A 17,369-nucleotide genomic window follows, 5' to 3' on the forward strand; every position below is an offset into this window, starting at 1 on the left:
CTGGCGGCCGCCGACTGGGCCGCCCGCGAGGCGTTGCTGCGGGACCGCCCGCTCCGCGTCCTGCACGCCCTGCCGCTGATGCCCCACCTGCTCCCTGCCCGGACCGCGGCCGGACGGCCCGGCGGCGACCTCCTCCACGAGGTGGAGCACATTTTGGCGGTGCGTTGGCCGGGCCTGCGGATGCGGACCGAGGAGGCCCACGACGTGGCGCCGGCGGCGCTGCTCGCCGCGGGCGAGGACGCCGACCTGCTGGTGCTCGGAGCGCGCGGGGGAGACGGCTTCCCGGAGCTGCGGGTCGGCTCGACCGCCCTGTACCTCGCCGCCCGGACGGGCTGCCCGACGGTGGTACTCCCCGCGGAACCGCCGGGAGGGCACCCGCGCGAGGAGGTGGTGGTGGGCGTGGACGCCCGCCGTCCCGCCGAGGCGGCCCTCGGCTTCGCCTTCGCCGCCGCGCACCGCTACGGGCTGCCGCTGCGGGCCGTCCACGCCGGGCCCGTGCCGTCGGGGGAGCACGACGGTGAGGCCGCGCTGCTGGGCGCCGCCCTGGAGCCCTGGAAGGCGGCCCGTCCCGACGTCGAGGTCCACGAGGACGTCGAGCACGCCGGCCCCGGCCGGGTGCTGGTGGACGCGTCGGCCAAGGCCCGGCTGCTGGTGCTGGGCCGCCGGCCGGTCGGCCCGGTGGTCATGCTCGGCCCCGTGGTCCACGCCGTCCTGCACCACGCCGCCTGCCCCGTCGCCGTCGTGCCGGAGGCGTGAACACGGCCCTGCACCCGGGACCTCGCAGGTGTCGTGGTCCCGGTCAGCCGGGAAGCATGCCCATCTGGCGCATCATGGCGACGGCGTCCCAGCTCCACCAGCCTTCCACGGCCTTGCCGTCCTCGAACCGCCAGATCGTCATGCCGGCGGCCTCGACGGTCTTGTTGCTGGCGGGCATGCCCATGTACTCGCCGATGTGGGTGCCGCGCCACATCCAGCGGGTGACGACCTGGTCCCCCTCCGCGATCTGGCTCTGGATGTCGAAGGTGAAGTCGAACGCGCGGCGGTAGCCCTCGATCATCTCCTTGACGGCCGCCGGGCCGACCGTGTCGGCGTCCATCGACGGATCGTGGTCCCGGTAGTCCGGTGCGACGAGCTCGTCGATGGCGGACATGTCCCCGGCCGCGGGTTCCATCAGCAGCCGGCGGGCCGAGTCCTTGAGGAGCTGCTCGTCGCGGACGAGGTCCAGGTTGGTGAAGGTGGGCGGCTCCTGGCAGAGGGCCACCATCTCCCGGAAGATCCGGTCGGTCTCCGGCAGGCCGGAGTTGCGCATCGCCGCCTCGTACGAGGGAAACTCGACGATCTCCACGATGTGCTGGGCGTCCTCCCGGTCCGACCCGACCATGGTGTGGGTGGCGGTGCGCTTGCCCTCGGTCTGTGCGATCCAGGTGTCCATCAGCTGGTTGAGCTCGTCCGGCCGCTCCGTGCGGCACTCGACGATCTGTACGAAGGTCATCGTGAACCTCCCGATCCACGCCCCCTTGAATGCCTGTCCGCCGACCGTGCTGACTCCACTCTGCTCCTGCCGGTGCCGGGCCGCGCTCCGGTGCGGAGCCGGTCGTCCGGCGCGCGGAACGGTGATCCGTAGCGAAGGCGGGGCCTCATTCCGGTGCTGCCGTGCCGGGTGCCGGGAGCTGTTCGGTGAGGCGGAACCCGGTGACGAGTTCGGGGTCGATGCGGACGGTGCGGGTCATCGGCGCGTCCACCCAGGGCTGCAGCAGCTGCTCGTAGCGGACGAGGTCGTCAGGGTCGGTGACGGGCCGGGCGTAGCCGGTGATGACGACGCTCCACCCGAGGTGGGTGTCGGGATCGATGGCGTCGGCCTCGTAGGCGACGACGGTGCCGGACCCGTCGGCGCCCGCGGTGGCGGTGGTCAGGGCGGCGCCCTCGTGGGTGCGGATGATGATCGCGTCGTCGGCGACGACGTGGTTGACCGGCCGGATGGCCGGCAGGGCGTCCTTGGTGAAGACCACCCTGCCGAGCGGTACGCCGGCCAGCAGCTTCAGGCACTCACTGCGCCCGAGCGCCGCCATCCGCCGTGCGCCGAGCGGTGGCCGGGTCCGGTGGTCCCTGGGGTGCCGCTGTGCGGCTTCGTCATTCATGAGGTGTTCGCGATCGCTCCGAGTCGTATGGAGATCACGTTCCCTCCGCCGCCGGGCCGTTGCAAGGGCCGATCGGCCCCATCCGGGCGGGCATGCCGGTCGCGGGCCGGATTCCGGGCAGGTCACGGCCCCGCCGCCCCGGCGTCGGTGTGACCGGGGCGGCGAGCCGGTGGCAGCCGCTTCCGGTGGCTGTCACATGATGACCTTAGCAGTTGCTAATATTGGCAACTGCGTGCGAGGGCAGGAGGAGGGAATGCGTATCTCGTCGGACCGTCGCCGGATGGCGCCGCTTGCTCCGAATGCGGCGCCGGGTGTCGTGTGCCGCCCGGCGCCGGGTGAGCGGTGCCTGCGGTCCGGGCGTTCCCTCCTCCTGTCCGGCCCTGCCGGTCGCGGGAGGTCCGCGCGCACTCACCGCCGCCCCGGGTGTGGTGCTCGGGGGCGGCGGTGAGCATGCAGTGGGAACTGGTGACGGTGGACGGAGCCGGCGTCCTGCGGCTCTCCGGCTTCCTGGGAGCGCGCGCCACGCACCGCTTCCAGGGCGCGTTCGACTGGGCCGTGGCGCGCTGCCCAGGTCCGATCGTCGTCGACGTGTCCGCCCTGACGGGCTGGGGCGCCGAGGGCGAGGCCGCGATCGTGGCCGCCGCCGGCCGCCTGCACGACCGCGGCCCGCTCGCGGTCTGCGGTGTCGGGCAGCGGAAGGCGGACCTGCTGAGGAGCAGTTCGGCCCTGTCGGTGCTCCGGCTCTGCGCCGACCTCGACGTGGCCCTGGTGGTGCTGGGCGTGCGCTGAATCGCTCCCGCAGCCCCGGTGTGCGCGGTTGCTAAGGTCGACAGCCGATGATGCTCCGCCCCGGCGGCCCGATCGAGACGGTGACGACGTGAACGCCGATACCCCGCCCCCGCCACCGGTGGTCGGCGTGCCGCTGTACCAGGTGAAGGCGGAGTTCTTCAGGGCGCTCGCCCACCCGGTGCGCATCCGCGTCCTCGAACTGCTCGGCGAACGCGACCACGCCGTCTCCGAGATCCTCCCCGAGGTCGGCGTCGAGCCGGCCCACCTGTCCCAGCAGCTGGCGGTCCTGCGCCGCGGCAACCTGGTGGCCGCCCGGCGCGAGGGCGCCACCGTCGTGTACAGCCTCACCAGCCCCGAGGTCACCCACCTCCTGCGCGTCGCCCGGTCCATCCTCGGCGGCGTCATCACCGACCAGGCCGAACTCCTCGAAGGCCTGCTCACCCCTGCTGCCGACCCCTCCCGCGGCTGACGTTCGGTCACACCTCGAGGCCGGCCTCGATGCGGCGGGCGTGGTGGCGGGCCATGGCGAGGTTGGACCGGTTGCGGTCGAGCATCAGGTAGAGGAACAGCCCGGGGTGCCGGGTGAGCGGCCGGATCAGGTGGTACTGGCCGGTCAGGCTGATCAGGATGTCCTCCAGCTTCTGGTGGCCCTGGCCCGCCAGGTCCAGGGCGCGCATCTCGGCGCGCAGGATGTCGGTGGTGGCGGCGGCCGCGACGGACAGGGTTTCGGTCGGCCCCGCAGTGCCCAGCGCCATGCCGCTGGTGTAGTCCCCCAGGGCGGCCCCGATCGCGCCGTCGATGGTCATCGCGTCCTTGAGCGAGGTTTCGATCCCGGCCAAGTTCTCCTCCAGCCGTTCGTGGCGCAGGGTCGTGCCCCGGCGCGCTGATGTCCACTTCTGTCGGGCGATCCTAGGAAAGCGAACGGCACAGCTCGCCGATATGACCGCAAGCGATCGGCTTCTGCCGGAAGCGGGCCGACTCGACTGCAATCCATGACATGTTGAGTTGATGAATTCTTCATGTTGTTGGATCCTGGGCCCCAGGGCAACAGAGGAAGCAACCCATGAGCACTGCCGACGGTCCGCATCCCGCGGTCGACCTCGAGAGCGCACGGTCCTGCCGGATCTGCAGCGGGTGGGGGACCGTGTCCACGCCCGACGGCAGGGCCTACGTCCTGTGCCGGTCGTGCCAACGGGGCAGCGCGGCACACCCGCCGGGCGTGCCGCCCGGCGGCAGGGGCGCGGCGGGGCCCGGAACGGGGTCTGCGGTGAGTCGCGCACCGAACACCGTGGGGACGGGGCGGTAGGAGGCGTCGCCCGGCCGGACGGCAGCCGGGCCGTGGGCCTCGTCAGCGCCCTCCGCCGGCGGTGTCGGCCAGGACGCCCGGCAGGTGGTCGCGGGCGTACGCGATGGCCTCGGGCGTCGCGGCGAAGACGCGGTGCCCGGTGTGCAGGCGGTCGAGCACGCCGAGCGCGTCCAGGGTCTTGAGGTGGTCCTCACGGACGCCGGAGACCAGGACGAGGATGCCGCGCCGCTCCAGCTTGTCGATGGCGTCCCCGAGGACGAGCGCGCCGGTGGCGTCGATCGCGGTGATTCGCGACAGGCGCAGGACGACCGCCTTCACGTCGCCGGTCTCGGCTAGTTCGAGGAGGAAGCGGTGGGCGGCGGCGAAGAACAGCGGCCCGTCGATGCGGTAGGCGACGATGTGTTCGGCCAGGAGGGCCTGTTCCTCGGCATGGTGGTCGGCGGCCGGCAGGCCCTCGTGCAGCGGCACCCGGGTGAGGGCCGCGGAGCGGGCGACCTGCCGCAGCGCCAGCGCACCGGCCACCAGCAGGCCGACGATGACGGCGGTCACCAGGTCGAAGGCGAGGGTCGCGGCCGCGGTCAGTGCGAGGATCGCGGCCTCGCCGCGTCCGGCGCGGGCCAGCGCCCGCAGGGAGGCGACCTCGACCATGCGCACCGCGGTGGCGATCAGCACGCCGGCCAGGGCCGCGAGCGGGATGCCCTCGACGAGCGGGGCGGCGGCGAAGACCACCACGGCGAGGACCGCCGCGTGGACGAGCGCGGCCAGTCTGGAGGCGGCGCCGGAGCGGACGTTGACGGCGGTGCGGGCGATCGCACCGGTGGCGGCGACGCCGCCGAACAGCGGCGCGGCCAGGTTGGCCAGGCCCTGCCCGAACAGCTCCCGGTCGCTGTCGTGCCGCTCCGAGACGCTCATCGCATCGGCGGCGGTGGCGGACATCAGCGACTCCAGCGCGGCGAGGGCAGCCACTGCGACCGCCGCCGTTGCCAGCTGCGGCACGTCGGAGAGGTGGAAGAACGCCAGCGACGGGGCGGGCAGCCCGGAGGGCAGGTGTCCGATCGTCGCCACGTCCAGATCGGCGCCGGAGGCGAGGAGCGTCGCGGCGACCACGGCGAGCAGGGAGAACGGGACACCCGGCCGCAGCCGGGCGCCGACCAGCATCACCACCGCCACGCCCGCGGCCAGTGCGAGTGGTGCGAGGTGCGGGTCTGCGACGAAGTCGGTCAGCGCGTCCCATGCGGCGACGGCGACGTTCTCCGCGCCCGAGGGCGCCACGCCGAGTGCCGCGGGCACCTGCTGGAGGCCGATCACCGCGGCGATGCCGAGGGTGAAGCCCTCCACCACCGGCGCCGGGACGAACGCCATGAAACGCCCGGCGCCGCCGAGCGCCGTCGCCACCAGCAGCACCCCGGCGAGCAGACCCACCGTCAGCACGCCGTCGGCGCCGTAGCGGTGGACGATCGGCACCAGGACCACGGTCATCGCCCCGGTCGGGCCGCTGACCTGCAGGTTGGAGCCGCCGAACAGCGCCGCGAGCGCGCCGGCGACCACCGCGGTGGCCAGACCCGCCTGCGCTCCGGCACCGGAGGCGACACCGAAGCCCAGCGCGAGCGGCAGCGCGACGATCGCCACCGTCACCCCGGCGAGCAGGTCCTTGCGCGGCGAGCGCCGCATCGTCGCCCACACCGCACGGTCCGGCAGCACCGCGCGGAGCCGGCCGCCCAGACGGCGCGCGGACACCGGGACGAGGTCGCTCATGCGCCCGCCTCCCGCGGCTCGTGCCCGCCGAGCTCGGCCAGCAGGTCCGACTGGTCGGTGATCATCGTGGAGAGGATCCGGCGCGCCGCCTGCAGCAGCTCCGCCACGTCCGGCGTGCTCAGCGCGTACACGACGGTGTTGCCGTCCCGTGTGGCCGAGACCAGCTGGGTGCGGCGCAGCACCGCCAGCTGCTGCGAGAGGTTCGAGGGCTCGACCTCGATCGCCGCCAGCAGCTCGCGCACCGGACGAGGCCCCTCCTGGAGCAGCTCCAGCACCCGGATGCGCACCGGATGCCCCAGCGTTCGGAAGAACTCCGCCTTGGCCTGGTACAGCGGAACGGCCATCAGTCCTGTCTCCTCCGTATGACTAGCAGTACAAGGATTTCAGCATGTGCGAACATGAAGAATTCTTCAAGTCTATGATGCTGTGATCCCTCCGCTGTGATCCCCCTCGGCCGGTGGTGCGGGCGCCCGGGTCAGTCGGTGGGGCCGGTCAGTCGGTGGGGCCCGGGCGGAGGTCGCCGAGGAGTTCCGCCCTGCCGGTGATGACGTCGGTGAGGATGGAGCGGGCGACGGCGAGGAGCTGGGCGACCTCGGGGCTGGTGATCCGGTAGATCACCGCGGCGCCGTCGCGGCGGGAGGTGACCACGCCGGCGCGGCGCAGGACGGCGAGCTGCTGGGAGAGGTTGGAGGCCTCGACGCCGACGTCGGTGAGCAGCTCGGCGACGGCGTGCTCGCGCTGGCTGAGGAGTTCGAGGACGCGGATGCGCACGGGGTGGCCGAGGGTTTTGAAGAACTCTGCCTTGATCTGGTACAGCGGCACGGTGGTGACGGAAGGTTGCCGCGTGTTACCGGCAGGCATGGGGTCACCGTCCGTGTCGAGTGTCGAGGTGGCTGGTTCGACTCTAGCAATGCCGTGGGCGCCGCGGCCGAGGTCGGCTGCCGTTCCCGGAACCGTACCGGTCGGACGGGTCGGGCGCCGCCACACGCAGATTTGCAAAGATTCGCAACTGCTAAACTTGCTCATCAGGCCCCCGGGCCTTTCCCCGAGGTATGCGACAGACAGAGAAGACCGCGTTCATGAGCGAGAACCTGCCCCCGTGCCCGAAGTGCTCCGGCGAGTACACCTACGAGATGGACGCACTGATGGTCTGCCCCGAGTGCGGCCACGAGTGGGCTCCCGCCGAGGGCGGCACGGAGGTCCGCGGCGAGCGGGTGATCAAGGACTCGGTCGGCAACGTGCTGAGCGACGGCGACACCGTGACGGTCGTCAAGGCCCTCAAGGTCAAGGGCAGCGCGTCGGGCATCAAGGCGGGCACCAAGGTCCGCAACATCCGCCTGGTCGACGGGGTGGACGGCCACGACATCGATTGCCGGATCGAAGGCTTCGGCGCCATGCAGCTCAAGTCGAGCGTGGTCAAGAAGGCCTGACCCTCCGCACCCGGCGCCGGTGGCCCTGGACGGGCGTGCGGCGGGGCCGGTCGCCGCACGGTACGGGCCGACCGGCCCCTCGCGACCGCAGTGCGGACGGGCGACGCTGGACGCATGGCGACGACCGGCAGCAGGGACTACTACGACATCCTCGGGGTGCCGCACGACGCCGACCGGGAGACGGTGAAGCGGGCCTTCCACGACCTCGCGCGCAAGTACCACCCCGACCTCAGTACGCGCTCCGACGCCCAGGAGCGGTTCAAGGAGGTCGCGGAGGCCTATGCGGTGCTGTCCGACCCGGACAGGCGCGCCGACTACGACCACCACGGCGCCACTCCGCCCGCCGGGATCTCGGTGGAGGACCTGCTCGCCGGACTCGATCTCGGCGAGGTGTTCGGCAGGACCGGCGGAGCGTCCTTCGGGCGGCCCGGCGGCATGTTCGGCGGCCCGCTCGCCGGCGGCATGTTCGGCAATCCCTTCGGCGGCCGTGCCACGCGCCCGCCGGAGCGCGGCGCCGACGTCGAGCTCGAACTCACCGTACCGCTGTCGGCCGTCCTGACCGGGTCCACCGGGACCGTGACCGTCCGCCGCCCCGCCGCCTGCCCCGTCTGCGGCGGGGCAGGCGGCGTGTTCCACGAGCCCTGCACGGCCTGCGCGGGCTCCGGGCGGGTCGTCCTGGGCGAGCCCGTCACCTTCAGGATTCCGCCCGGCATCGGCGAGGGGACGGTGTTCCGGCTTCCCGGCAGGGGGATGCCGCCGCCCGAGGGGCGCGGGGCGAGCGGCGATGTCTTCGTCGCGGTTCGGACCGCTCCTGACCCCCGCTTCACCCGGCAGGGCGCCGACCTGTGGTGCGGAATCGAGATCCCGGTCCACGACGCCGTGCTCGGTACGAGACGGACGGTTCCGGCACTGGACGGTGACGTCCGACTGGTCGTTCCCCCGGGCACCCAGCCCGGGGCCGTGCTCGGTGTTCCGGGCAGGGGCCTGCCCCGCCCCGACGGAGGAACCCGCGGCGACCTGCGCGTGTCGGTGACCGTACGGATCCCCGACCGTCCCGGCGAGGAGGAACAGGACCTCTACCGGAGGCTGGCCGAACTCCGTGCCGCGCACGGGAAGGCCGGCGCCGGTCAGTCCCCGGCGCACGCCGGTGACGAGCCGCCCGAGCCCCGCACCAAGGCAGCCGGAGCCCCGGAGGTCGGCCGGGCCAGGTGGTGGCGGAGAAGGCCGAAGCGCGAGGCGAGGTGACCTGCACGGCCCGTCGCCGTGGCTGCCGCGTACCGGCGATCCTCGCCCGTGCCCGGCGGCCCGGCCTGTCGGCAGGGTCTCTCCAGCGGCGGAGTTCCGATGGCGGGCCCGGCCCGGCTCACGGATGGTGGCCGTGAACACGGCGCGCGCCCGGAGGTGCACAGTGGACGACGGAGCAGGCGGGACGCCTCGGATCGTGGTGGGGGTGGACGGCTCGGAAGCCGCCGGGGAGGCCCTGCGCTGGGCCGTCCGCCAGGCCCGGCTCGTCGGCGGCACGGTCGATGCCCTGATCGCGTGGGAGTACCCGGCCGGCTACGGGATGCCCGCCACCCTCCTGGGGGGCTTCGACTTCGAGGGCACCGCACGCCGCTGCCTGGACGAGGCCGTGGCCGAGGCCACTCGGGACCTGCCCGGAGCACCGGACCTGATCCGGCGGCACGTCGTCCAGGGCCACCCCGCCACCGCCCTCTTGGACGCCTCCCGCGATGCCTCGCTCCTCGTCGTCGGCAACCGCGGCCACGGCGGCTTCACCGAGGCGCTGCTGGGATCGATCGGACAGCACTGCGTCCACCACGCCCGGTGCCCCGTGGTCGTCGTCCGGCCCGTCCGCCACCCGGATCCGGGGAAGGACGGGTGATCGACTACCAGGCGGTCTTCCGTGCCCTGCCCGGAATGGTCGCCGTGCTCACCCCCGACCTGGTGTACGCGGACGCCAACGAGGAGTTCCTGCACCTCTCCGGCCGGACGCACGACCAGCTCCTCGGCCGCTACCTGTTCGACGTGTTCCCCGACAACCCGAACGACCCGGAGGCCACCGGCGCCCGCAACCTGGAGGCATCGCTGCGCCGGGTCCTCGAGACCGGTGAACGCGACACCATGGCCCTCCAGCGGTACGACGTCGAGAGCCTGGAGCGGCCGGGCGAGTGGCAGGAGCGCTACTGGAGCCCCGTCAACGTTCCCGTGCTCGGGCCCGACGGCGACGTGGTGCTCCTGGTGCACCGGGTCGAGGAGATCACCGAACTCATCAACGCCCACGGCCTGCCCGAGGGGAACCGCGCCCGCATCCTCGAGGCCGAGCTCTACACCAGGGCCCGCGAACTCCAGGAGCTGAACGAGCGCCTGCGCGAGGCCCACGCCCGCGAGCGCGAGGTCGCCCTCGCACTGCAGGCGGCCATGCTGCCGACCCCCGCACCGATCGACCGGGTCCGCGCGGCGGTCCGGTACCGGCCCGCCGTCGGCACGCTCAACGTGTGCGGCGACTGGTACGACCTGGTCGCCCTGCCCCGGCACCGCACGGCGGTCGCCGTCGGCGACGTCGTCGGACACGGGCTCGCCGCGGCCGGTGTCATGGGCCAGCTCCGCAGCGCCCTCAGCGCCGCCTCCCGGGTCACCGAGGGCCCCGCCCAGTCCCTGGAGGTGCTCGGCCTCTACTCGCGCTCCGTCGACGGCGCGGAGAACACGACGGCCGCGACCGCCTTCGTCGACCACGCCCTCGGCACGATCACTTACAGCAGCGCCGGCCACCCGCCGCCGGTGCTGCTGCGCTCCGACGGCACCTTCGAATTCCTCGACCGGGCCACCGACCCGCCGCTCGGCGCCCGGCCGGAACACGTCTCGCGCCCGCAGGCCACCGTCCCCTTCGAGGAGGGCGACACCCTCGTCCTGTACACCGACGGTCTGATCGAGCGGCGCCGCGAGGACATCGACGTCGGCCTCGACCGCCTGGCCCGCGCCCTCGCCGCCCGGCCCTCGGACCCTCCCGAGGCCATGGCCGACGCCGTGCTGGCCGGGCTGCTGCCGCCCGGCGGCGCCACCGACGACACGGTGCTCGTGGTCGTCCGGCTGTGAGGGACCGCGCCGGGACCAGGCGCCCCTCAGTCGGCGAAGGTGTGGAGGATGCCGCCGCGGCCGACCGGCACCGTCCGGTCCTGCTCGTGGTGCTCGAAGTGGTGCAGTCGGGTGTCCGGGCCGGGGAAGAACATGGACACCCGGCCGGTCTCCGACCAGCGCACGTCCCAGGGCGGGCTGCCGTCCGGATGGTGCAGTGCCACGATCTCCCCGTCGCGGCGTGCGGCGCCGGGCCGGGTGGCGTTCACGATGACCCGGTCCCCGATGTCGGCCTTCATGGCGGGCCTCCGTCCTCGAACCGTCCCCGGGCGTTCCGGGCGGGCCCCTCCCGGACTCCAGACCAGCAGAAGTCCGACGGCGCCACCAGGGCCGGGCGGGTCCCTCGGCCGGGCCGAACGGCCTCCCCGTCCGCAGGACAGCGATGTGTCCGCCGGCCCTCGCGCTGCGCGTTCCCGACCGCCGCTGCTCAGCTGTCTGCCGTCGCCTCGAGCTGCGCTGCGACGGTCGCCGCCCACGCGTCCACCTCACCCCAGTCCGTGTACTCGCCGTACCGCCCGCCCATCAGCCGGAAGACCAGCCGGCCGATCGGCGGCCAGTGCTCCGGCGCCACCGCACCCGCGAAGTCGTGCCTGCCGACCGGCGCGATCGCGGCCGGCAGAGCGGCGGGCAACTCCGCGGCGGAACGCGCCTTGAGCCGCCGGAGGCACCGGGCCACGACCGGTGGGAAGGCGCTGCTCCGCTCCCCGACGAGACTCACGCTGAACAGCCACACCGGCCGCCCGGCGAGCGCACCGGCATTCCGCCGGGCGAACTCGACGGCCTCGGGCAGCCACCTGCCGTCGTGGACGGCACTGCCCAGCACGACGGCGCCGCAGCCCGTGACGTCGCTCGCCGGCACCAGCGGCCGGACGGCCGTCCCGTGGCCGCTCGACCGCAACTGCCGGGCGATCCGTTCGGCGATCCGGCGTGTCGAACCGTGCGCACTCGCATAACCGACAAAGACCTGCACGTCACCGCTCCTGCTCCCGCTGCCCCGGTCTCTCCATGACACGCCCCTGCGTCCCCCGCCGGCAGGGACCGTTCGGCCCCCGGTACGGGACACCAGGCCCTGTCGCCGCCGGCCACGCAGGGCCGAAGCTGATGGCGAGGCCTGGACAAGGCCCCTCCAGGGGCCGGTTCCGCGGGAGGCACACCATGACGAAGCAGCGAATCCTCGTGGCCTACGGGAGCAAGCACGGCGCCACGGCGGGCATCGCCAAGGAAATCGGCCGGGTGCTGGACGAGGAAGGGTTCGCGACCGAGGTCCTCCCCGCCGCCGAGGTCACCACCGTGGCGGACTTCGATGCCGTCGTCCTCGGCAGTGCCCTCTACATGAACCGCTGGCAACGGGATGCGCTCCAATGCGCCCACCGCCATGCGGACGAACTGGCGCGGCGACCGGTCTGGCTGTTCAGCAGCGGGCCGATCGACAGCTCCGCGGAACAGCAGGAGATCCCGCCGGTCGCCCAGGTGGCCGAGGAACTGGAGCGTCTCGGCGCCCGTGGGCACGTCACGTTCGGAGGCAGCGTCACCGCCGAGACGCCGGGCTTTGTCGCCCGCAGCATGGTCCGGCACGACAAGGGCGGCGACTTCCGCAGCCCCGAGCACATCCGGCGCTGGGCCCGGCAGATCGGCGCCGAACTGCACACCCACGAGGACCGTGGTCCGAACGGCAACTGACGGCCCGTCTCCTGCGGCATCCGCCGCAGGAGACCGAGGAGGCGCGCCATGCCCGCCGCATCCACCTCGCCCCGCCCGTCCGAGGGCGGCCATCCGCTCCGGCGGCATCTCCGCAGGGCTGCCGGCCTGGATCACAACCCGCTCTGCCGCAGGACCGACCGGGCTCGCAGCCGGCTGCTCCTCGGTGCCGTCCTGCTGGCCGTGCTCTCGGTCGTCGCCGCCCTGGTCACCGCTCAGGTACTGCTGAACGACATGCGGGCGGATGCCCGCCGGACGGCCGAGCACCGTCACCGGGCGACCGCCACGACCCTTGCGGCTGCCGTCGGCACCCCCGGCCAGTCACTCGGCACGGCGCAGGCCCGGGCCACCTGGGCCACGGCCGGCGGCGACAGGACCGGCACCGTCAGGGTGCCCAGCGGCACGCCGGAGGGGGCGAAAGTCCCGCTGTGGGTCGACGATGCCGGTGCCCCCGCCGGACTTCCCCTCCGAGACGACCAGATGGCGGTGTCTGCGGCCGGCTACGGTCTCATCGTGCTGGCCGGCGCGGGCACCCTTTCCGCCGTGCTCCTCGTCCTGCGCCGTGGCATCCTCGACCACCGGGCAGCGGCCGCGTGGGACGACGACTGGAATCTCGTCGAACCGCGCTGGTCCGGCCGCACGAACCGGCCCGGAACCGGCGAGAACTGAACCGGCCGCCGGAAGCCGGCTGCGTGGCTCGGCCTCGGCGGGACGGCGACCGACGTCCTGGGCGACCACACCACCCGGCTTGCCCCGCTGACCGAACGCGACCCCGGAGACGTCGAGCCCAGGCCCTCCCGCAACCCCTACCTCCGGCGGCTGCGCCGTCCGGCCCTGGCCGGGGAGGCAGTCGGGCCGTGAAGCGGGGCACGCCGGACGGCACGGTGCCGGCCCGAGCCGTACGCGGGCTTTCGGCCGGGCCGCGGTCGGCACCTGCACGAGCCCGGTCAGCCGACCAGCACGCGCTCGCCCGAGCGCGGCACCACGGCGGTCCAGCCGAGTTCGCGGTCGATCCGGTCGCGGAGGGCCTCGGCCCCCTCGGGCTCGCCGTGCACCAGGTAGGTGGCGCTCGGCGGCGGCGCGGCCCGCAGCCAGTCGATGATCTCCGCCGCATCGGCGTGGGCGGAGAACGCCGGAACGTCCACCACCTCGGCACGGACCGGTACGTAGGTGCCGTACATCTTCAGCACCCTGGCGCCGTCGACCAGTTGGCGGGCCCGGGTGCCTTCCGCGGCGTAGCCGACCACGACGACGGTGTTCCGCGGATCGGGCAGCAGGCGCCGCAGGTGGTGCACGACGCGGCCGCCGGTGGCCATGCCCGAGGCCGAGACCAGCACGGACGGCACGGCGGAACGTTCGAGGGCCAGCGACTCCTGGAGCGAGTGGATCAACTCGAACGGCTCAGGGGAGAGGGCCGTCGTGTCGTCCAGCACGTCCGTGCGCAGCTCGGGGGAGCGGACGGCGAACGCGTCCCGGTACACCTGCAGCGCGGCCAGCGCCATCGGGCTGTCCACGTACACCGGGGCGCCGGCCGGCAGCCGCCCGCTGCGGCGCAGTTCGGCGAGCTGGTGCAGGACGACCTCGGTGCGGTCGACCGCGAAGGAGGGGACGACGACGGTGCCGCCGCGGGCCAGCGTCCGCTCGACGGCACGGGCGAACCACTCGCGGGCCGCGGTCTCCTCGTGGTGACGGTTGCCGTACGTCGACTCCATCAGCAGCACGTCCGCCCCGGTGAACGGCTCGGGCGGGCGAAGCAGGGGGTGCACCGGGCGGCCGAGGTCGCCGCTGACGGCGAGGGTGTGCCCGTCCTCCAGGGTGAGGTGCGCCCAGGCGGAGCCGAGGATGTGCCCGGCCCGGTGCAGGCGCAGGACCGTGCCCGCCTCGATCTCGACGTCCGAGTCCAGCGGGACGGGGTCGAACATGCCCAGGGCGTTCTCGACGTCCTCCTCGTCGTACAACGGTTCGGCGGGGCGGTGCTTGGACCAGCCGTGCCGGTTGGCGTGCTCGGCGTCCTCACGGAGCAGGTGGGCGCTGTCGCGGAGGATCAGTTCGGCGAGCCGGGCGGTGTCCGGGGTGGTCAGGACCGGGCCGCGGAAGCCTTCGCGGACCATGCGCGGCAGGTAGCCGCAGTGGTCCAGGTGGGCGTGGGTCAGGACGACGGCGTCGATGTCGGCCGGGTCGAGCGGCAGCGGGCGGCGGTTGCGGCGGCGCAGTTCGGCCAGGCCCTGGAAGAGCCCGCAGTCGACCATGAGCCGCGCGTGGTCGGTCTCGACCAGGAACTTGCTGCCGGTGACGGTGCCGACGCCGCCGAGGAAGGTGAGCAGGCCCGGCCGGGGCGCGGGGCCAGGGGTGCCGGGCGCGGTGTTCACGGCGGTCCTCACTTCGCGCCGGGCCGCCCGTGCTCCGCCGCCGCGACCTGCTGCTTGACGGCGGCGAAGCTGTCCGGGGTGACCGAGATCGAATCGATGCCGGCGTCGACCAGGAAGCGGGTGAACGCGGGGTCGTTGCTGGGTCGTTGGCCGCAGAGGCCGACATGACGGCCGGCCGCGTGGGCGGTGGCGATCAGTGTCTCGATGCTGCGCGTGACCGCCGGGTTGCTCTCGTCGAAGAGGTGGGCGAGCAGGTCGGAGTCGCGGTCGACGCCGAGGGTGAGCTGGGTGAGGTCGTTGCTGCCGATGGAGAAGCCGTCGAACCGTTCGGCGAACTCCCCGGCGAGCAGGATGTTCGCCGGGATCTCCGCCATCACGAAGACGCGCAGCCCGTTGCGGCCGCGGGCGAGCCCGTTGTCCGCCATCACCGCGAGCACGCGGTCCGCCTCCTCGGGGGTGCGGCAGAAGGGGATCATGACCACCAGGTTGGTCAGCCCCATCTCGTCGCGCACCCGGCGCAGTGCCCGGCATTCGAGGGCGAAGCCCTCCCGGTAGCGGTCGTCGTAGTAGCGGCTCGCACCGCGCCACCCGATCATCGGGTTGGCCTCCACGGGCTCGAACGGGGCGCCGCCGACCAGCCGGGCGTACTCGTTGGTCTTGAAGTCGCTGGTGCGCACGACCACCGGGTCCGGCCATCGGGAGGCGGCGATGCGCGCCACGCCCTGGGCCAGCCGGTCGACGAAGTACTCGGCGCGGTCGGGGTGGCCGTCGGTCAGTGCGTCCACCTGCCGCCGGTCCTCGGCGGACAGCCGCTCCGGGTGGAGCAGCGCCATGGGGTGCACCCGCACCTGGTGGGCCACGACGAACTCCGTCCGCGCGAGCCCCACGCCGTCCGCGGGCAGCCGCCACCAGCGGAACGCCGCGGCCGGGTCCGCCAGGTTCAGCATGACCTTGGTACGGGTGGCCGGCAGCGAATCGAGGTCGGTCTCCGACTCCTCGAAGTCGACGTTCCCCCGGTAGACGTGGCCCTCGGCGCCCTCCGCGCAGGAGACGGTGACCTGCTGCCCGTCGGGCAGGACCTCGGTCGCCCGGCCGGTGCCGACCACGGCCGGCACGCCGAGCTCACGGCTGACGATCGCCGCGTGCGAGGTGCGCCCCCCGTGGTCGGTGACGATCGCCGACGCCTTCTTCATCAGCGGTTCCCAGTCGGGATCGGTGATCGCGGTGACCAGGACCGCTCCGTCGGGGAAGCTCCCGATCTCGACAGGGCTCTGCAGTCTGCGGACCGGGCCTGCGCCGACGGCCTCCCCGACGGCGATGCCGTCCACCAGCCGCTCGCCGGTGCCCGTCAGCCGGTAGCGGCGCAGTACCGTTCCGCGGCGGCGGGACTGCACGGTCTCCGGCCGGGCCTGGACGACGAACAGCTGCCCGCTGCGGCCGTCCTTCGCCCACTCCAGGTCCATCGGGCAGCCGTAGTGCTCCTCGACGGCGACCGCCCACTCGGCCAGCCGCCGGACCTCCGCGCGGTCCAGCACCAGGGCGGCGCGCTCCTCCTCCGAGGTCTCGACGATCCGGGTGAGGCCCTCCTCCCCGTACACCGACTTGTGCCGCTTGGGGCCGCACACGGTCTGCAGCACCGGGTCGAGCCCGGGATCCTTCAGCAGCGGCTTGAACACCAGGTACTCGTCGGGGTCGACCTGGCCGCTGACCACCGTCTCCCCGAGCCCCCACGCGGCGCTCACCACGACGGCCTCGGGGAAGCCGCTCTCCGGGTCCAGCGTGAACATCACGCCCGATCCGCCCAGGTCCGAACGGACCATCAGCTGCACGCCCACCGACAGCGCCACCGAGAGGTGGTCGAACCCGAGCCGCTCGCGGTAGTCGATCGCCCGGTCGGTGAACAGCGACGCGAAGCACCGCCGGCAGGCGTCCAGCAGGGCCTCGCGCCCGCGGACGTTGAGGAAGGTCTCCTGCTGCCCGGCGAAGCTCGCCTCCGGCAGGTCCTCGGCGGTGGCGCTGCTGCGCACGGCCACGTCCGGATCGGTCCGGCCCGCTTCGCGGCCCAGCCGCGCGTAGCCCTCGGCGAGTTCGTCGACGAGCGGTGCCGGGAGGGGCGTCGCCAGGATCGCGGCGCGGACGGCGGCGCCCACCTCGGCGAGCGGGCTGCCCGCCCTCAGCCGGTCGAGCTGTGCGACGATCTCGCCCTGCAGCCGGCCCTGCGCCAGGAACTCGCGGAAGGCGTCGGCCGTCGTGGCGAAGCCGTCGGGAACACGGACGCCGGCGGGGTCGAGGTGCCCGATGAGCTCCCCCAGCGAGGCGTTCTTGCCCCCCACCAGGCCGACGTCGCTCCGTTCCAGGTCGGCGAACCGGATCACTCGGCGCATGGCTTCTCTCCCGGACGATTCAGTAGGGCAGCCGACGGCCCGACGGTGTGCGCAGGTCGAGCGGCGGGAGCTGACGGGTCTGGCCGGCGGGACGCCTGGCGATCCTGATGCGGGGCATGTCTGCCACCTCCTCGGCCGGGCCTCCGGCGGGTGCCGGTGCCTCCACCATCCGCCCGGCCGCCCTCCGGCTCCCAGGGCCCTGGGCCCCGGATCGGTGGGCCGGACGGCCCACAGCCCCGGGTCGGCCGGGGCGGCGCGTGTCACCGCCGGAAGGGCAAGAGCAGCGCCATGTGGGCCGCCATCGACGGCCGCCGGTTGACGCGGTCGGTCGCGACCGGGAACTTGCCGCCGGTGACGGTGCCGAGACC

At 73.6% G+C, this 17,369-nt stretch carries 19 protein-coding genes; 9 read left to right on the forward strand and 10 right to left on the reverse strand.

Going from position 1 to position 17,369, the window contains the following annotated elements; all coding sequences use genetic code 11:
• The coding region (locus tag AB0M03_RS33030) for a universal stress protein (RefSeq protein WP_363498502.1) at positions 1–756 on the forward strand (756 nt) is incomplete at its 5' end.
• A gap of 43 nt (positions 757–799) precedes the next feature.
• On the opposite strand, the gene AB0M03_RS33035 is transcribed toward AB0M03_RS33030, so the two are convergent.
• Positions 800–1,492 (reverse strand): ester cyclase, encoded by a 693-nt coding sequence (locus tag AB0M03_RS33035; protein ID WP_363498505.1) that lies wholly within the window; start codon positions 1,490–1,492, stop codon positions 800–802.
• A gap of 145 nt (positions 1,493–1,637) precedes the next feature.
• A complete protein-coding gene (locus AB0M03_RS33040; RefSeq protein WP_363498507.1) occupies positions 1,638–2,138 on the reverse strand; it encodes a pyridoxamine 5'-phosphate oxidase family protein in 501 nt (166 codons plus the stop codon).
• Positions 2,139–2,588: 450 nt separating this feature from the next.
• Here AB0M03_RS33040 and AB0M03_RS33045 point away from each other — a divergent pair, with 450 nt between their 5' ends.
• Both AB0M03_RS33045 and AB0M03_RS33050 read left to right on the forward strand, forming a co-directional pair.
• Positions 2,589–2,927 (forward strand): STAS domain-containing protein, encoded by a 339-nt coding sequence (locus tag AB0M03_RS33045; protein WP_363498607.1) that lies wholly within the window; start codon positions 2,589–2,591, stop codon positions 2,925–2,927.
• An 88-nt stretch (positions 2,928–3,015) separates the two neighbouring features.
• Entirely contained in the window at positions 3,016–3,396 is a 381-nt protein-coding gene (locus AB0M03_RS33050; protein ID WP_363498510.1) for a metalloregulator ArsR/SmtB family transcription factor, read from the forward strand.
• A 7-nt stretch (positions 3,397–3,403) separates the two neighbouring features.
• Here the strand turns inward: AB0M03_RS33050 and AB0M03_RS33055 are convergent, their stop codons facing one another.
• The 4 genes from AB0M03_RS33055 to AB0M03_RS33070 all read right to left on the reverse strand — a co-directional run bounded on the left by AB0M03_RS33055 (position 3,404) and on the right by AB0M03_RS33070 (position 6,849).
• Positions 3,404–3,766: a hypothetical protein gene (locus AB0M03_RS33055; RefSeq protein WP_363498513.1), complete on the reverse strand. Its 363-nt coding sequence runs from the start codon at positions 3,764–3,766 to the stop codon at positions 3,404–3,406.
• Between the two features lie 509 nt (positions 3,767–4,275).
• Complete coding sequence (locus AB0M03_RS33060; RefSeq protein WP_363498516.1) at positions 4,276–5,988, reverse strand: SulP family inorganic anion transporter; 1,713 nt, start codon at positions 5,986–5,988, stop codon at positions 4,276–4,278.
• Positions 5,985–6,332, reverse strand: a complete 348-nt coding sequence (locus AB0M03_RS33065) for a metalloregulator ArsR/SmtB family transcription factor (protein WP_363498518.1) — start codon at positions 6,330–6,332, stop codon at positions 5,985–5,987. Before AB0M03_RS33065 ends, AB0M03_RS33060 begins: the two co-directional genes overlap by 4 nt.
• 148 nt (positions 6,333–6,480) lie before the next feature.
• A complete protein-coding gene (locus tag AB0M03_RS33070; RefSeq protein WP_363498521.1) occupies positions 6,481–6,849 on the reverse strand; it encodes a metalloregulator ArsR/SmtB family transcription factor in 369 nt (122 codons plus the stop codon).
• A gap of 218 nt (positions 6,850–7,067) precedes the next feature.
• On the opposite strand from AB0M03_RS33070, the gene AB0M03_RS33075 reads away from it, so the two are divergent.
• The 4 genes from AB0M03_RS33075 to AB0M03_RS33090 all read left to right on the forward strand — a co-directional run bounded on the left by AB0M03_RS33075 (position 7,068) and on the right by AB0M03_RS33090 (position 10,511).
• A complete protein-coding gene (locus AB0M03_RS33075) occupies positions 7,068–7,418 on the forward strand; it encodes a zinc ribbon domain-containing protein YjdM (protein WP_363498610.1) in 351 nt (116 codons plus the stop codon).
• A gap of 114 nt (positions 7,419–7,532) precedes the next feature.
• Positions 7,533–8,663: a J domain-containing protein gene (locus AB0M03_RS33080; protein WP_363498523.1), complete on the forward strand. Its 1,131-nt coding sequence runs from the start codon at positions 7,533–7,535 to the stop codon at positions 8,661–8,663.
• Positions 8,664–8,826: 163 nt separating this feature from the next.
• Positions 8,827–9,300, forward strand: a complete 474-nt coding sequence (locus AB0M03_RS33085) for a universal stress protein (protein ID WP_363498526.1) — start codon at positions 8,827–8,829, stop codon at positions 9,298–9,300.
• Complete coding sequence (locus AB0M03_RS33090) at positions 9,297–10,511, forward strand: SpoIIE family protein phosphatase (RefSeq protein WP_363498529.1); 1,215 nt, start codon at positions 9,297–9,299, stop codon at positions 10,509–10,511. The genes AB0M03_RS33085 and AB0M03_RS33090 overlap by 4 nt, the downstream gene beginning before the upstream one ends.
• Positions 10,512–10,537: 26 nt before the next feature.
• Here the strand turns inward: AB0M03_RS33090 and AB0M03_RS33095 are convergent, their stop codons facing one another.
• Together AB0M03_RS33095 and AB0M03_RS33100 are read right to left on the reverse strand one after the other, a co-directional pair.
• Positions 10,538–10,789, reverse strand: a complete 252-nt coding sequence (locus tag AB0M03_RS33095) for a DUF1918 domain-containing protein (RefSeq protein ID WP_363498531.1) — start codon at positions 10,787–10,789, stop codon at positions 10,538–10,540.
• Positions 10,790–10,977: 188 nt separating this feature from the next.
• Complete coding sequence (locus tag AB0M03_RS33100) at positions 10,978–11,520, reverse strand: flavodoxin domain-containing protein (protein ID WP_363498534.1); 543 nt, start codon at positions 11,518–11,520, stop codon at positions 10,978–10,980.
• Between the two features lie 185 nt (positions 11,521–11,705).
• On the opposite strand from AB0M03_RS33100, the gene AB0M03_RS33105 reads away from it, so the two are divergent.
• Complete coding sequence (locus AB0M03_RS33105) at positions 11,706–12,230, forward strand: flavodoxin domain-containing protein (protein WP_363498536.1); 525 nt, start codon at positions 11,706–11,708, stop codon at positions 12,228–12,230.
• A 48-nt stretch (positions 12,231–12,278) separates the two neighbouring features.
• Positions 12,279–12,917 carry a hypothetical protein gene (locus AB0M03_RS33110; protein ID WP_363498539.1) on the forward strand — a complete coding sequence of 213 codons (639 nt, stop codon included), beginning with the start codon at positions 12,279–12,281 and terminating at the stop codon, positions 12,915–12,917.
• 278 nt (positions 12,918–13,195) lie between these two features.
• On the opposite strand, the gene AB0M03_RS33115 is transcribed toward AB0M03_RS33110, so the two are convergent.
• A complete protein-coding gene (locus tag AB0M03_RS33115) occupies positions 13,196–14,617 on the reverse strand; it encodes an MBL fold metallo-hydrolase (RefSeq protein WP_363498542.1) in 1,422 nt (473 codons plus the stop codon).
• Positions 14,618–14,625: 8 nt separating this feature from the next.
• On the reverse strand, positions 14,626–17,001 hold the full coding sequence (gene ppsA / locus AB0M03_RS33120; protein ID WP_363498545.1) for a phosphoenolpyruvate synthase: 2,376 nt from the start codon (positions 16,999–17,001) through the stop codon (positions 14,626–14,628).
• Positions 17,002–17,369: the final 368 nt, after the last annotated feature.

The sequence above is a fragment of the Kitasatospora sp. NPDC051914 genome, from assembly GCF_040680995.1.
In the GTDB taxonomy this organism is placed as follows: Bacteria; Actinomycetota; Actinomycetes; order Streptomycetales; family Streptomycetaceae; genus Kitasatospora.